9 protein-coding genes are annotated in these 16,133 nt (G+C 39.9%); 7 read left to right on the top strand and 2 right to left on the bottom strand.

Going from position 1 to position 16,133, the window contains the following annotated elements; all coding sequences use genetic code 11:
* Window positions 1–37: 37 nt before the first annotated feature.
* The 7 genes from LV83_RS14120 to LV83_RS14150 all read left to right on the top strand — a co-directional run bounded on the left by LV83_RS14120 (window position 38) and on the right by LV83_RS14150 (window position 11,101).
* Window positions 38–856 carry a PorV/PorQ family protein gene (locus LV83_RS14120; RefSeq protein WP_111612195.1) on the top strand — a complete coding sequence of 273 codons (819 nt, stop codon included), beginning with the start codon at window positions 38–40 and terminating at the stop codon, window positions 854–856.
* Entirely contained in the window at window positions 856–2,958 is a 2,103-nt protein-coding gene (locus LV83_RS14125) for a helix-hairpin-helix domain-containing protein (protein WP_111612196.1), read from the top strand. The genes LV83_RS14120 and LV83_RS14125 overlap by 1 nt, the downstream gene beginning before the upstream one ends.
* 65 nt (window positions 2,959–3,023) lie before the next feature.
* Entirely contained in the window at window positions 3,024–5,450 is a 2,427-nt protein-coding gene (locus LV83_RS14130; protein ID WP_111612197.1) for a zinc-dependent metalloprotease, read from the top strand.
* 116 nt (window positions 5,451–5,566) lie between these two features.
* Entirely contained in the window at window positions 5,567–6,943 is a 1,377-nt protein-coding gene (locus LV83_RS14135; protein WP_111612198.1) for a tetratricopeptide repeat-containing protein, read from the top strand.
* Between the two features lie 22 nt (window positions 6,944–6,965).
* A complete protein-coding gene (locus LV83_RS14140; RefSeq protein ID WP_111612199.1) occupies window positions 6,966–9,002 on the top strand; it encodes a M3 family metallopeptidase in 2,037 nt (678 codons plus the stop codon).
* Between the two features lie 61 nt (window positions 9,003–9,063).
* Window positions 9,064–10,182 carry an AI-2E family transporter gene (locus tag LV83_RS14145; RefSeq protein ID WP_111612200.1) on the top strand — a complete coding sequence of 373 codons (1,119 nt, stop codon included), beginning with the start codon at window positions 9,064–9,066 and terminating at the stop codon, window positions 10,180–10,182.
* Window positions 10,166–11,101: a tetratricopeptide repeat protein gene (locus LV83_RS14150; RefSeq protein ID WP_245947063.1), complete on the top strand. Its 936-nt coding sequence runs from the start codon at window positions 10,166–10,168 to the stop codon at window positions 11,099–11,101. The genes LV83_RS14145 and LV83_RS14150 overlap by 17 nt, the downstream gene beginning before the upstream one ends.
* On the opposite strand, the gene LV83_RS14155 is transcribed toward LV83_RS14150, so the two are convergent.
* The gene (locus tag LV83_RS14155) at window positions 11,089–13,329 is read right to left on the bottom strand and encodes an ATP-binding protein (RefSeq protein ID WP_111612202.1); all 2,241 of its coding nucleotides are present in this window, start codon (window positions 13,327–13,329) and stop codon (window positions 11,089–11,091) included. The two genes, LV83_RS14150 and LV83_RS14155, sit on opposite strands and share 13 nt — an antisense overlap.
* A gap of 280 nt (window positions 13,330–13,609) precedes the next feature.
* The gene (locus tag LV83_RS14160) at window positions 13,610–15,871 is read right to left on the bottom strand and encodes an aconitate hydratase (RefSeq protein ID WP_111612203.1); all 2,262 of its coding nucleotides are present in this window, start codon (window positions 15,869–15,871) and stop codon (window positions 13,610–13,612) included.
* Between the last annotated feature and the right edge of the window lie 262 nt (window positions 15,872–16,133).

Consider the following 16,133-nt stretch of genomic DNA (forward strand, 5'->3'; position numbering starts at 1 on the left):
TTTAACTAAATTAGTTAAGGCTTTTTTCAATCTATTTATGAAGCAATTGATTTTTTTCTGCTTCCTGTTTTGTCTGCCTTTTATTTCAACAGCACAAACGGACCCACATACACAAGTACATGGCGCTAGAAGCCAGGGAATGGGTAATCTTCGCGTTCATGGAATGGATACTTGGAGTTATTTCAATAATCCAGGAGGACTGGCTAAGTTGGAATCATCAGAAATCGCGGCAGGCTCTGATCTTAGATTTGGACTCAAAGAGCTGAGTTCTGTCGATCTCGTTGGTGCTTGGAAAGTCAATGCTGGAACTTTAGGATTTGGAATTTCCAGGTATGGCGGGAAGTTATTTAATCAGCAATCTCTTGGGGTAGCTTTCGCAAATCAGTTGGGGATTGTAAGTGTAGGAGGAAAATTAGAATGGTTTCAAACCCAAATTGAAGGATTTGGAAGTGGAAGTAGCGTGATTTTCAGCTTGGGTGGTATGGCTGAGCTCAGTCCTAATTTTTCTGTAGGAGCTAGCATTTCCAATCTCAGCCGATCTAAACTCTCAAAATATTCCGAAACAAGGCTACCAACCGGTGTGAGCTTAGGTATTTTTTACACTCCGATTTCACAGCTTCAAATTCATCTAGAGGTAGAAAAAGATATTCAGATCAAGCCAATCGTAAAAGCCGGAATTGAATATGGCATCAGAGAATGGATATTTCTCAGAACTGGGATCAACAGCAATCCAAGCAGACTATTTTTTGGCTTGGGACTCAGATCAAAAAGCATGAGTTTGGATTATGCTTTTGGTCAAAATCAGGCACTGGGAATTACAAATCATTTGAGTTTAGGCTTTGCTTTTGAAAACTAATGAAAGCTGCCATTCTATATTTATGCATTTCGAGTTTCCTTTTCTTTAAAGCTATTGCCCAGCAGCCGCCTCAAAAAGAAATAGATCTGGAATCATTTATGGAGCGGCTATTCCCTGTTCAAGAGGAAGATCTGGACTATGAATCTATTTATGAGGTACTTTTGCAGCTCTATTTGAATCCTATGGATATCAACCGTGCAAATGCCGAAGTATTAGCATCTAGCTATTTACTTGACCCCAATCAAATCACCAGTTTGATTGCCTATAGAGAAAAATTCGGACCATTCATATCACTCTATGAACTTCAGGCAATCCCTGGATTTGATCTCACAACAATAACGCAAATTCTTCCATTTATAACGCTGGGAACAAGCATTTCAAATCAAACCCAAGCTTTCTGGAAACGAGTTTTGACTGAGGAGCAGGCTTATTTTCTATTACGGCATCGTAGGACTTGGGAGACCCGCAAAGGATTTACACCAACTGACACCAGCTCTACTGGTAAGGTTTCAAGTCGATACTTAGGAGATCCAAACGAAATATATTTAAGATTTAGAATTCAGCATACTCGGGATTTCAGTATGGGTTTCACTCTGGATAAAGACCCCGGTGAGAAATTCAGTTGGGACGGAAAAACTGCCAGATATGGCTTCAATTTTTTATCCTTTCACTTCACGAAGTATTTTGTTGGCAAATGGAAGACCATCGCTTTGGGAGATTTCCAGGCTCAGTTCGGTCAAGGATTGGTTTTTGGTGCTGGATATTCATTGGGAAAAGGTGCAGAAACTGTCCCGACTGTCCGAAGAGGTAGTGTTGGCATACTTCCCTATACAGCTGCGCTAGAGTTTGGATTCTTTCGGGGAGCAGGTGTTACTTATCAAAATGGAAGTTGGCAAAGTAGCCTGCTTGCCTCTTATGCTCCTAGAGATGGTCGCGCAGCTGCAAGTATTGACACACTGACCTCCGAAGATTTAACAATCAACTCGTTTAATCAAAGTGGCCTTCACAGAACATCCAGCGAGCTTAGTACCAAAAATCAGTTTCGCGAATTAACTCTTGGTGGAAACTTCCAATATTCGTCCAAATCCGGCAAATTTCAAGCAGGCACAAATTACCTCTTCACACGATTTAATCATCCCTGGATCAAAGAAAAAACGCTTTACAACCAGTTTGATTTTACTGGACAAAGCAACAGCGTGGGAAGTGTCTACTTGAATTACAACTGGAAAAACTTCTTCCTTTTTGGTGAATCTGCTATGTCACAATCTGGTGGAAAAGGTAATGTGGCAGGGTTTATTTCCAGCCTGAGTAAGCAGGTAGATTTTTCTGTCTTGTGGAGAAAATACGATACAAATTTCCACAGCTTTTACGGAAATGCTTTCGCAGAAAGCACCCGGCCTGCCAATGAAAATGGAGTTTATCTGGGAATCCAAATCAAGCCAATTCCTAAATGGAAGGTAAATGCTTATTACGATTTCTTCAGATTTCCCTGGATGAGATATCGCGTATATGCTCCTTCCAAGGGCTATGAATGGCTTGCAAGAATTAGTTTCCAACCCAATCGAAACCTAACAGCTTTCTTTCAAATCAGAGAGGAACAAAAAGATCGAAATTTATCAGATTCAGGAGAACCTGCACTCCCCTATCAAATCAAACCAATAAATAAAATCAATGGACTTCTCAGCCTTGAATATCAGGTTAGCAAAGCATTCTTTTTTAGATCCAGAATTCTTTTTAGTAGAGTGAATTTTGATACCCAAAAGTCAGCCGGGTTTATGATCCTTCAAGATGCCCAGTACAGTTTTGGCAAATTCAGACTCACAGGAAGAATCGCACTTTTTGACACGGATGATTACGATACGAGACTTTATGCATTTGAAAACAATGTATTATGGACATTCTCCATTCCCGCTTTTTCCGGTCAGGGCATGCGTCACTATCTCCTTGCCCAATACCAAATCAACTCCCAGTTGACTACATATTTCCGTTTTGCCAGAACTTCCTACACCGACAGAGAAACTATAAGCTCGGGGCTTCAGGAGATTAATGGCCCAACGCAAACCGAAACCACTTTACTGATCAGATACATGCTTCACCACTAAATTTCCATCAATGGTATTAAGAAGAATCTGCTTTTTTGATAATTTGAACTCAAACTACCACCTGTATGAAAAAACACCTACTATTACTTCTAGTCACCGCCTTTTCATTAAATATTGGTTTTGCTCAAAGCCTAGATTTAACCAAAATGACCAAAAAGGATGGATTCATTCCTTTTTACCTAGATGAAGAAAAAGGCAAAATCTACCTTGAGATTGACAAGCTTGAATGGGAATTTCTATATGTGAATTCACTGACAGCCGGTATAGGATCAAACGATATCGGGCTGGATCGTGGGCAGCTTGGAGACACTCGGATTGTAGAATTTAGAAAGTCTGGAAATAAGCTTTTTATGGTTCATAAAAACTATGATTTCAGAGCCTATTCCGACAATCCTGCGGAAGTCCAATCGATCAAGGATGCTTTTGCAGAATCTATAATCTGGGGATTTGAGATCGCTCAGAAAGATGGAGATAAGCTGATCGTCGATGCTACCAGTTTCTACTTACAAGATACGCACGGAGTAGCAGAAACCTTGACCAGAAGTCGTCAGGGCTCCTTCCGTACAGATGCTAGCAGATCAGGTTTGTATTACCCGATGACTAAAAATTTCCCTCAAAACACCGAGGTAGAAATGACAATCACGCTAACAGGACAAGCCACTGGCGGAAATCTTAGGTCTGTAACACCGAGTCCAGATGCGGTGACCGTACGCCAGCGTCACTCGTTTATTGAGCTTCCCGACGACAACTATGAGCCGCGTGAATTTGATCCAAGAGCAGGGTTTGGAAGTATTGCTTACATGGATTTCACTACACCGATCTCCGAGCCAATTATGAAGAGATTCATTGCTCGCCATCGATTGGAAAAGAAAGACCCTACTGCCGCAATGTCTGAGGCTGTTGAACCAATCGTTTATTACCTCGACCGAGGCACTCCTGAGCCGGTTGCGTCAGCATTGATAGAAGGAGGAAACTGGTGGAATCAAGCATTCGAAGCTGCAGGATTTATTGATGCGTTTCGGGTGGAATTAGCACCGGAAGGCATGGATCTGATGGATGTGCGATACAATGTAATTCAGTGGGTTCACCGATCTACTCGGGGCTGGTCCTACGGAGCTAGTGTACGGGACCCAAGAACTGGAGAGATTTTAAAGGGTCATGTTTCGCTAGGTTCACTTCGGGTGAGACAGGATTATTTGATCGCCCAGGGACTTTTGCAACCATTCGAAGAGGGAGCTCCTGCAAATCCTAAAATGCTAGAACTTGCTGTTGCCAGATTGAAGCAACTATCTGCTCATGAAATCGGGCACACGATCGGTCTGGCACATAGCTATGCTACTTCTGCAAATAATCGCTCCTCAGTAATGGATTATCCTTATCCATTGATCACCGAGACAGCAAATGGAGAGCTAGATCTGAGTAATGCTTATGATGACAAAATCGGTGATTGGGACAAATGGGCAATCAAATATGGATATGCTGTAGTTCCAGAAGGACAAAATGAAGCTGCATTTCTCAAGAAAACTTTGGAAGACACCTATGATGATGGGCATCAATTCATCACGGACTCTGACTCGAGAAGTCCAAGTGGAGCACACCCTACCTCTCATCTTTGGGATAATGGCTCATCAGCCTCTGATGAATTAATGAGAATGCTGAAACTGAGAGAAAATCGTATGAAGACATTTGGGTTGAATGCCATTGAAGAAGGTCAGCCTACGGCACTAGTAGAGGAGGTTTTTGTGCCACTTTATCTCATGCACAGATTCCAGATCGAAGCTACGAGCAAGCTTTTAGGTGGCGTGGATTACAGATATAAGGTAAAAGGTGACAACCAACCTAACCATGGCTGGGTGTATGCGGCTGAGCAAGAAGCTGCCTTGAACGCACTACTATTCGCCATCTCTCCAGATCAGCTTCGAGTTCCTGACCATATTTTGAAATTAATTCCGCCACGTCCTTTTGGCTACGGAAGAAATAGAGAAACATTCGTATCAAGAGTAAATCCAATCTTTGATCCAATTGCGCCGGCAGAAACTGTTGTAGATTTAACGCTTGCTTTCCTGTTGGATGGAGCTAGAGTAAACCGCGTTTACCTACAACATTTACAACAAAGTAATCTTTTTGGGCTTAATGATATGTTGACAAGTATTGAGAAGCAGATTTTCAAAAACTACACAGCCGAAGACATTAACCTGGAGATAATCCTAATGACTCAAGCAAAATATGTAGATCATTTGATTGTATTAGCTAAAAATGCGGATGTCTCCAATACCATTAGAGCGATTGCCAGAGGGAGGTTAAGGCAGCTTTCTGTAAGTGGTCCGCTATTATTAGGGGCAAATCCCAGAGCCCAGCACCAATCTTACTTGGCTGAAAAAATAGTTGCATTTTTGGACCTACCAGAAGAATTGAATCCGCAAGAAACCTTGAAAGCTCCTGACGGTTCGCCTATAGGAATGGAATCTATGAGTTGCGACTTTGACTACTAATTTATTTTAGAAATACCTTTACAATAAAAGCTGACGTCATGTCGGCTTTTATTGTATTGGGGCATTGAACCCGAAATAGATAAAGTTTATATTGGAATTTTAAAGCTGAAATTTTTATGGGAGAGTCTAAAAAGAGATGTTTTGTAGTGATGGGTTTTGGTACCAAAACCGATTATGTAAGTGGAAGAAAGCTAGATCTAAATAAATCCTACAAATACCTCATCAAACCTGTAGTAGAATCCAAAGGAATAGAATGTGTGAGAGCAGATGAAATTTTACACTCTGGCTCCATTGATGTGCAAATGTACAAGGAGCTATTAATGGCTGATTTGGTGATTGCGGATCTTTCCACATCCAATAGTAATGCGATTTATGAACTCGGTATCAGGCATGCCTTACGTCCATATACCACAATCGTAGTCGCCGAAGACAAACTTGCTTATCCCTTTGATCTAAATCACATCCTTATAAATAGCTACAACCATCTCGGTGATGCCATTGACATCGAAGAGGCCGAACGATTCAAAGAAGGGCTAGGAAAACAAATAGATGCCGTAATCAATAAAAATGAATCTGACAGTCCCGTTTATACTTATTTAAATTCCTTGATTCCTCCTAAAATCAAGGACGCTATAGACGAAGAAATTGAAAAAGCTGAAAATACTGAAGCTACTCCTACAGAAACCGGGAAAGCATTATCAAAGATTATTCAAGACGCAGAAGAATTGATAGAGCAGAAGGACTTTGAAAAAGCAAAACTTCTCTTTCAAACAGCAATCGTCCTGGCCAACATGAATAATTCACAGCCAGATACCTATTTGACACATAGGCTAGCATTTACAACTTATAAGTCGGCCCAACCTGATTTGATAAGTTCGCTAAATGAATCGATGAAACTCCTCAAGTCCATCAATTTAGCACATACTAACGATCCAGAGACGGTTTCCTTAGCTGGTGCGATTGAAAAGAAGCTTTACGAAAGTGGTGAAGGTGAAGAACATTTAGACGAGGCTCTTCTTTACTTTTTGCGTAGCTACTACACGCTAAACAATCGCTACAATGGAATAAATCTCGCTCTCACTTATGTCTACCGAGCTAACTCGGGACTTGCAGCTAGCGAAACTGAAAAAATTGCAGACCTGGTCATGGCAAAAAGAACCTGGATTAGAGTCCTTTATCTATGTGACCGCGATTGGCCAATAGTCATAGTAAAAGAAAAAAATGACGAATTAAGCTTGAATGCTAACACGATAGATGGTGATGAATTAAAGAATTATTACAATACTCAAAAATTCTGGATATCAGTAAACCGAGCTGAAGCCTATTTTGGGCTTGGCCAATTTGATACCTATCGGGAAAACAAAGAGCGAGCAAAAAATATCCCGCATCCAATCTGGATGTGGGAAAGCTTTAGCGAGCAAATCGATAAATTAGCTGCTGGATTGACCAAAGTAGGTCATTTGATGGAACCTTCTTGGAAAGCCCCTGTTTAGATAGCCAAACGATTTTAGATTTATGAATAACCCACTACTGGCAGAGTTTGCCACACCATTTGATACCGCACCTTTTGATCAAATCTCTCCAAACCACTTTCTTCCTGCTATAAAAGCTGCAATTGCTGAAGCAAAAGAAGATATTTCAAAAATTAAAGCTGAAGCATTACCAACTTTTGAAAATACAATTGAGGCTCTTGATGGCTCTGGAAGACGGCTGGGTATAATCGCAGGTATTTTTTTCAATTTAAATTCCGCAGAAACAAACGAAGAAATCCAATTACTAGCTTGGGAAATTTCTCCGCTGTTAACTGAACATGGAAATGATATTTTACTTGATCAAGAACTTTTCCAAAGAGTAGCGCAAGTTTTTGAGCAAAAAAGCCATTTGGAATTATCACCAGAGCAAGTAACCTTGCTGGATAAAACTTATAAATCCTTTGTAAGAAATGGTGCCAAACTAAAAGGAGACAAAGCTGATCAACTACGAAAAATAGATCAGGAACTAGCTCAAAAATCGTTGAAATATGGTGAAAATCTACTGGCTGAGACAAACAAATATGTTCATTTTGTAGATCAGGAGTCTGATCTAGATGGCTTACCTGATGGAATCAAGGAAGCTGCGGCACAAATTGCCGAAGAAAAGGAGCAGCCGGGTAAATGGGCCTTTACGCTTGACTATCCAAGCTATATTCCAGCGATGACCTATGCCAAAAATAGAGCATTGCGTCAGACATTATTCATGGCTAGTGGCAGCAGATGCGCAAAAGGAGATGAACTGGATAATCAGGAAATCATAAAGAATATCTTGAAGCTTCGTCATGATCGAGCGGTACTTTTAGGATATAAAAGTCATGCTGATTTCGTACTTGAGGAGCGTATGGCAAAAAGTCCAGACCAGGTAATTTCTTTTTTGGATGCATTACTAGAAAAAGCAAAGCCAAAAGCCAAATCTGAAATCAAAGAGCTGGAAGCTTTTGCAAAGGAACTTGATGGGCTCGAGGAGTTGAAGAAGTGGGATTTCGCCTATTATTCAGAGCTTCTGAAAAAAGAAAAGTATTCCCTCGATGATGAGCTTCTAAGACCCTATTTCCAATTAGAGAAAGTAATTGGAGGAGTATTCCAAACAGCCGAGAAACTCTTTGGAATTACATTCACTCCTAGAAAGGACATTCCTCTTTATCATAAAGATGTCACAGCATACGAAGTGACGGATAAGGACGGAAAATACCTTTCCGTATTCTATGCGGATTTTTTCCCTAGGCCTGGCAAAAGAAATGGAGCTTGGATGACAAGCTACAAGGGCCAAAGTATGAAAGGTGAAGTGGATATTCGCCCGCATGTTTCTATCGTTTGCAACTTCACTAAGCCGACCAAATCAAAGCCAAGTCTGTTGACCTTCAATGAGGTGACTACTTTATTTCATGAATTTGGGCATGCACTTCATGGCATGATGGCAAAAGGAAGATATGAGTCACTTTCGGGGACCAGCGTATTTTGGGATTTTGTAGAATTACCCTCTCAGATTTTCGAGAACTGGTGCTACGAAAAAGAATGCTTGGATCAATTTGCGAGACATTATGAAACCGGTGAAAAGATCCCTGAAGAGCTAATAGAGAAAATCAAAAAAGCATCAAACTTCCAGCAAGGCTATCAAACGCTGAGACAAATAAGTTTTGCCCTTTTGGATATGGCATATCATAGCAAAGATCCAAGTGATATAATCAGCATACCTGACTTTGAGGAAAAAGCGATGAAAGCCACAGACCTGCTTCATAAAGTACCAGGAACTTTGATGAGCACTTCATTTTCTCATATTTTCCAAGGAGGGTATTCTTCTGGGTATTATAGCTACAAATGGGCGGAAGTGCTGGATGCAGATGCATTTGAATTGTTCCAAGAGAAAGGCGTTTTTGATAAGATTACAGCAGATTCTTTTGCTAAAAATATCTTGTCTGCAGGAGGAAGTGAACACCCGTCCATTCTCTATAAGAGGTTCCGAGGAAGAGAACCTGAGCAAAATGCCCTATTGAAACGAGCTGGATTGATTTCAGAATAATTTGGTTTATTTACTTTAAAGTAATTTGTAAGGACGAATTAGTATCAAAACTCAACCCTTGATGGAGATTTCAAGCAACAAACTTCCTACTTACCTCCGGGCTCTTTCAGTAATGATTTTCATTATTGTATTAGTTTTTCTATTAATAGTTGGAAAAAGCTTGCTTGTACCCTTATTCATGGGCGGTTTTTTTGCAATATTATTTACTCCTATTGCTATTTGGCTCGAGTCAAAAAAAGTTCCTAAAATACTTGCCTGCATCATTTCACTATTAATGATGACTGCACTTGTGGGGGGCTTATTGACATTTGTAATCAGCAATGTGGCAGAATTCACTCAAGATTTTGATGATGTTTCAGGCCGATTGACAGAATATGCGCATGCAGTAGATGAATGGGCAATGGATAACTTTTCGTACGACACTGCTTTAGCAGAAAAAGCAAATACGGACTATTTGAAAAACCTGCTGACAGAACATAGTTCGAGTATTGGTGACTTTGCTCTAAAAACGGTGGGGTCATTAACAGGACTGGTATTGATACCCGTATTTATGTTTTTCTTTCTTCTGTACCGTAATCACCTTACCAATGTGATCATCCATATTTATAAAGACAAAGATCCTGAACTGGTAAAACTGCGCATAGTTAATTTGAGGAAGGTGATTCTAAATTACATCGTAGGGGTAATCAAGGTGATGGGAATTCTGGCAATTCTAAATATTACTGCATTTTCATTACTGGGAATTAAACATGCTGTTTTCTTTGGTACACTTGGGGCGATTTTGAATATCATACCTTACGTAGGTCCATTTTTTGGAGCGATGCTTCCTATGATATATTCGTTTCTCACTAAAGACAGCCTATTCTACCCAGCTGGAGTGCTAGTTTGTTATCAGGTTATTCAGATGATTGAAGGAAACTTTCTCACCCCAAAAATCGTGGGTGGAAATGTAAATCTGAATGCATTTATTACATTCTTAGGATTGATAGTAGGCGGTTCAATATGGGGAGTTGCTGGAATGATCTTGATCATACCAAGTATGGCAATCCTGAGAGAAATATTTGATCTAAGTGATGGCACAAGACCATTTGCGCTTCTATTGGGAGAAGAAAAAGATTTAGAAAAGAGCCAAACAGACACAATTGAAGCTGAAGAAGTAAATGATGATAAAAAAGATTAAGACCTTATTGCTCCTGGCACTAATTGGAATATCAATTTCATGTGATTCAGACGATACTAAAAAAGGAAGGTTTCTATTGAAGGGAAATGAAAAGATGGAGGAGAATGATCCCAAAGGAGCAATGGAATTCTACGGTGAAGCACTGGAAATAGATTCTACCTATGCCGATGCATACTATAATAAGGCGCTGGCCCACTTACGGCTAAACCAACTTTCGGAGAGTATCCAAGACCTCAGTCTAGCTATTAAATACAAGGCTGATTATTACGATGCTTTGTTTCAGAGAGGATTAAATTACCTTGATAATGGAGAATACTATAACGCCAGAGCAGATGCTCAAAAGCTGGTTCAACTGGATAACCAGAACTGGAAAAGCTATTTTCTAACAGGCTTAGTGGAAGAAAAGCTTTCTAATTTCCCGGATGCCATGGCAGCTTTTGATCAAGCCTCCAAACTCAATCCAGAGAATTCAGATCTACTCGTAAACCAAGCAACAATACTTTATTATCAGAAGGATTATGAAGGCGCAAAAAAGGTATTGGATAGAGCAATGGCAGTTAATCCGCTTGAGCCAAATTTGCATAATCTGCGGTCTATGATCTTTTTTGATGAGCAAAATTATGCTGAAGCATTGGATGCTGTGGAGAAGGCTATTTCACTTGATAAAAGTCAAGCTTACTTCTACAATAATAAAGGACTATATCTTCTGTTTCTAGATCAAAAAGAGGAAGGCTTGGATCTGATAAATCAAAGCATACAAATGGATTCAAATAATCCATTTGCATTAAGAAATAAAGGTATTTACTATGTAATGGAGGGAGATAAGATCTCGGCCTTGCAATATTTAGTGGAATTGAGCCAAAATTATCCAGAAATGGACTTAGTAGAAGAATATTTAGAAAAAGCTCAGGCGCTCTGATTTCTCTCAAGAATAACTTCCTGAATTATCTTCTGCAATTCTGAAGCATCAATAGGCTTGGCTACAAAACCATCAAAATCACATTCTTCTATTCTGTCTTTTATTTCAAGTTTGGCTGCAGCTGTAAGCGCAATAACTGGTGTTTCGGAGATTTTTTTGATAGCTAGAGTTGCATCAAAACCATCCATTTCAGGCATTTGAATATCCATTAAAATGCAATCAAAATTAGTTTGATTTACGGCATTAACCGCTTCCACACCATTGATTACACGCTCGTAGGTAAAGCCCCACTTGCTGATAATTTTACCTAAAACCAAAGCATTTACATCATTGTCCTCGGCCATCAATAGGTGAAGGGTTGAATTTTGATTTGCATAAGTATTAGGGAGTGTAGGTCTCTCAAGTTGTATTTCAGCAATTTCGAACTCTAATTCAAAGTAGAATTTACTTCCTTCGTTAACCACAGAATCAAGCCCAATTTCTCCTCCCATCAGGTTCAATAACTTTCTTGTGATAGAAAGGCCCAGGCCAGTTCCACCATATTTTGTACTAAAGGTTGGTCTTACTTGATCAAAATCATTGAAAATCTTATCCTGATGCTCTGGCGCGATGCCGATTCCATTATCACTTACTTCGAAATAGACTTTAGCTTTGCCATTGCTCCTATTTATCAAATTAACGGTAACCTTAACTTCTCCTTCATTAGTGAATTTGAGTGCATTAGTAATCAGATTATTTAGAATTTGAGATAGGCGGGTTTTATCTCCAGAGACTGTAATATCCAATCCTTCGGAGAGTTTAACTTCCAATTTATTTTTACTGTCTCTAGCGTGAAATGTCAAGCCTTTGATTATCTGATTTATAAAAGAGCTCAGGTGGAAAGGTGCATTTTCTATAGTTAATTTACCTGCTTCTATCTTCTGAAAGTCTAGCAAATCATTGATCATAATGATCAAATTGTCCACCGCAAAATTGATCGTATCCAACTCTGATTTTTGGTGGACTTGAGGATGATCGTGAATCAATGAATAAGTAGAGCCTGAAATCGCATTCAATGGCGTACGAAGCTCATGACTAATCATTGAAAGGAAGTCAGATTTAATCTGATTAGCCTTTTCTGCTGCCTTCCTTGATTCATCCAAGGTTGCTTCAAACTCCTTTTGGTTACTGATATCTGTCAAATATCCATACCAAACCATGTCTCCATTCTCAAGAGCTTGTGGCCTTGCAGCTCCCAAAATCCAGCGATAATCTTCAGATTTAGGGTCAGATTTGACTCTAAATTGGCATTGCCAAGGTTCTACTTTTCTTGCTGAAGCAATGGAACTCATTATGACTTGTGGCAGGTCAACAGGATGCACCCGAGAGATTGCTAATGAAATATCGGTGAAATTATCAAGCTCCTCAGGCTTCAATCCCAATACCTGCGCAATTCCTTTGGATAAAAATGAAAAGTTCAATTTCCCTTGCGAATCCATCACCAATTGATACAAACCTCCTGGAACTTGCTCAGTAAGATTCATCAAGAAATTGCTGCTATCCTCCAAATTCTTCTCCAGAATAACCTTCTCGGAAATATTCTTAAACGACAGCAAAACATATTGAACACCAGCAACGCTGAGTTGCTTTGATGCAACTTCTAGATTCAATTGAGATCCATGGGGATCAGTAAGATTAGTAGAAAATCGATGTATAGTATGTTCAGAAACAGCATTACTCAACCAATTTTTCCATTGAAGTGAATCATCAAATAATCCTTCTACTTCACTTAGGTGGTGTAATTTTTTATCCTCAGAATATCCAAAAAGGCTTAATGCTTCAATATTCGAAAGAAATACCTCACCATCTGGCTTAAGGACTAATTGTGGGTCTGGGAACTCCAACAAAAACTTTTGAAATTCCTCTTTAGTAGGTAAGCCTTGGTCTCTGACTTTTTCACCCTTATAAAATAGAAAATAGTTTGTTGAGCTATCTTGAGGAAGTTCAATATGAAAATCATACTTATTTCCATTATGACTCAGTTCTAGCGCTTCTTTGAAAATAAAACTGCTAATATCCATCCCCAAACCGACGAGACTTCTATCTATCAACTTTTCTCCTATTTGATCTTCAAAAGCTTTATTTGAATAAAAAATAGGATACGGGAAAGTATCATCTGCAAGAAACACCATCTCTGATGACTCGTAAATAAGTTTCTTAAAGGTACTGTTGATTCCTCTTTCCTGCATTGAAATAGTGCTTACTTGGCTTGAGTTATGATCTTGATAAAACCATAATTCCTAGGGCTGATCGATTATGACGTAAACATACAGCAAATTGTATTTCGTAGCAAGCTATTTGATTTATAAATACATTAATTGGATAATATTTTGATGATTAGTTAACTAAAAAAAATAATACTCCTGACCAGTAGTGCTTAGTTTAGTGCAAAAATTAGATTTTGCTGGAAATAGCAACACAAAAAAAGCCGTAACAGTCAAGTTACGGCTCCCACTCTATTAATATTTGTTAGGCTTTAGCTTTGATCAGGTTGAGTGCTGACCCTGCTTTAAACCATTCTATTTGTCCCTCATTGTAGGTATGATTTACCTGAATCGTATCTGAAGATCCATCAGCATGATTCAAAACCACCTGCAATTGCTGACCTGGAGCAAAGGTAGTCAAGCCGATAATATCAATTGAATCATCTTCTTGTACCAAATCGTAGTCTGAAGGATTAGCAAATGTCAATCCTAACATCCCTTGCTTTTTCAGATTAGTCTCGTGAATTCTCGCGAATGACTTTACTAAGATAGCTCGCACACCGAGGAACCTAGGCTCCATCGCAGCATGCTCCCTAGAAGAACCTTCACCATAGTTTTCATCACCCACGACGATAGAACCTATACCATTGGCTTTATAGTCTCGCTGCGTTGCCGGTACTTCACCATATGCTCCAGTCAGCTGATTCTTCACTGAGTTTGTAGCATCGGTGTAGGCATTCACAGCACCGATAAGCATATTATTGGAAATATTATCAAGGTGTCCTCTGAATCTCAACCATGGTCCAGCCATAGAAATATGATCTGTAGTACACTTACCTTTTGCTTTGATCAGGAGTTTAAGACCTTTCAGATCTGTACCTTCCCAAGGCTTAAATGAATCCAATAATTGAAGACGATCTGAAGTTGGGCTTACAGCAACAGTTAAATTAGATCCATCCTCAGCTGGCTGCTGATATCCGGCATCCTCCACTGCAAAACCTTTTGTTGGTAGTTCAAGTCCGCTTGGCTCATCCAACATAACTGAAACACCCTCTTCGTTAACAAGGCTGTCGGTCATTGGATTGAAGGTCAAGTCACCAGCAATAGCCAAAGCAGTCACAATTTCAGGAGAAGCTACGAATGAGTGGGTATTTGGATTTCCATCGGCACGCTTTGCAAAGTTTCTGTTGAAAGAAGTGATAATGGAGTTTTTCTCCTGCTTTTCAGCTCCATGACGAGCCCACTGACCGATACAAGGTCCACAAGCATTCGCAAGAACTACTCCACCCATTTGACCGAAAGTATCCAAGAAACCATCTCTATCAACAGTAAATCTTACCTGCTCAGATCCGGGAGTGATTGTGTATTCAGATTTTGCTACTAGCTTTTTATCTACCGCTTGTTGCGCTAAAGATGCGGCTCGGGAAATATCTTCATAAGAAGAGTTGGTGCAAGAACCGATCAAACCAACCTCCAATTTTGCCGGCCAGTTATTTTCTTTCACAGCAGCAGCAAACTTCGAGATAGGCCAAGCCAAATCTGGCGTAAATGGTCCATTCACATGTGGCTCCAATTCAGACAAGTTGATTTCAATTACTTCATCGAAGTAAGTTGCAGGATTAGCATAAACTTCTTCATCACCAGTAAGGTGCTCGGCGATTCCATTTGCCAATTCAGCTACATCAGCTCTCTCAGTCGAAGCTAGATAAGCAGCAGACTTTTCGTCATAACCAAAAATAGAAGTAGTTGCACCAATTTCAGCACCCATGTTACAGATAGTGCCTTTACCTGTGGCAGATAGTGATCTAGCTCCATCTCCGAAGTATTCTACAATTGCTCCGGTTCCACCTTTCACAGTAAGTATACCTGCCACTTTCAAGATTACATCCTTCGCTGAAGTCCAGCCTGAAAGTTTACCTGTAAGTTTAACACCAATTAATTTTGGGAATTTCAGTTCCCAAGGTAGTCCAGCCATTACATCACATGCATCAGCTCCACCAACACCGATCGCTACCATTCCTAGGCCACCTGCATTTGGGGTGTGAGAATCTGTACCAATCATCATTCCGCCTGGAAATGCATAATTCTCAAGCACTACTTGGTGAATAATACCCGCTCCTGGCTTCCAGAATCCTAGACCATATTTATTTGAAACAGAAGCTAAGAAGTCATAAACCTCTTTGTTTTTATCCTTTGCCTTCGTCAAATCCTTCACAGCTCCTACTTCAGCTTGAATAAGGTGATCGCAGTGTACAGTAGAAGGGACAGCTACCTGATTTTTACCAGCTTGCATAAACTGCAGCAATGCCATCTGTGCCGTTGCATCTTGCATTGCAACCCTATCTGGTTGAAAGTCAACGTAAGAAACACCTCGGCTATATGCCTGGGAAGCGGCACCTTCGCTCAAGTGTGCGTAAAGAATCTTTTCAGTCAAAGTAAGTGGACGCCCCACAGCCTTACGAGCCGCTTCGATACGTTCTGGATATCGGGCATACACTTTTTTGATCATTTCAATATCAAAAGCCATTGTATAGGGATTTTTTGTTTGGTAAAAGTTTCGATTTTATCGACCGCAAATATAGGAAGTTAGCCCAATAATAGGTAACCATTCGACCACTGTAAAGGCGCCTTCCTCCTTATTTAAAACCATTTTAGCTTCGTCCTAAATTTCTACTGAACTAGTGTTGCTAAATCTCATGTCAAAAGGTCACTGCCAAAAAGAAAAATTTATACTGTGACACCTATCAAAAAGGAAAAAAATCTCAGCCATAATTATAGGCAGATAATAT

This window comes from Algoriphagus yeomjeoni (assembly GCF_003259505.1).
GTDB lineage: Bacteria > Bacteroidota > Bacteroidia > Cytophagales > Cyclobacteriaceae > Algoriphagus > Algoriphagus yeomjeoni.

Excerpts from the sequence above, each read along its gene's own strand:
- LV83_RS14120 (WP_111612195.1), top strand. The coding sequence starts at position 38 with ATGAAGCAATTGATTTTTTTCTGCTTCCTGTTTTGTCTGCCTTTTATT.
- LV83_RS14125 (WP_111612196.1), top strand. The coding sequence starts at position 856 with ATGAAAGCTGCCATTCTATATTTATGCATTTCGAGTTTCCTTTTCTTT.
- LV83_RS14130 (WP_111612197.1), top strand. The coding sequence starts at position 3,024 with ATGAAAAAACACCTACTATTACTTCTAGTCACCGCCTTTTCATTAAAT.
- LV83_RS14135 (WP_111612198.1), top strand. The coding sequence starts at position 5,567 with ATGGGAGAGTCTAAAAAGAGATGTTTTGTAGTGATGGGTTTTGGTACC.
- LV83_RS14140 (WP_111612199.1), top strand. The coding sequence starts at position 6,966 with ATGAATAACCCACTACTGGCAGAGTTTGCCACACCATTTGATACCGCA.
- LV83_RS14145 (WP_111612200.1), top strand. The coding sequence starts at position 9,064 with ATGGAGATTTCAAGCAACAAACTTCCTACTTACCTCCGGGCTCTTTCA.
- LV83_RS14150 (WP_245947063.1), top strand. The coding sequence starts at position 10,166 with ATGATAAAAAAGATTAAGACCTTATTGCTCCTGGCACTAATTGGAATA.
- LV83_RS14155 (WP_111612202.1), bottom strand. The coding sequence starts at position 13,329 with ATGCAGGAAAGAGGAATCAACAGTACCTTTAAGAAACTTATTTACGAG.
- LV83_RS14160 (WP_111612203.1), bottom strand. The coding sequence starts at position 15,871 with ATGGCTTTTGATATTGAAATGATCAAAAAAGTGTATGCCCGATATCCA.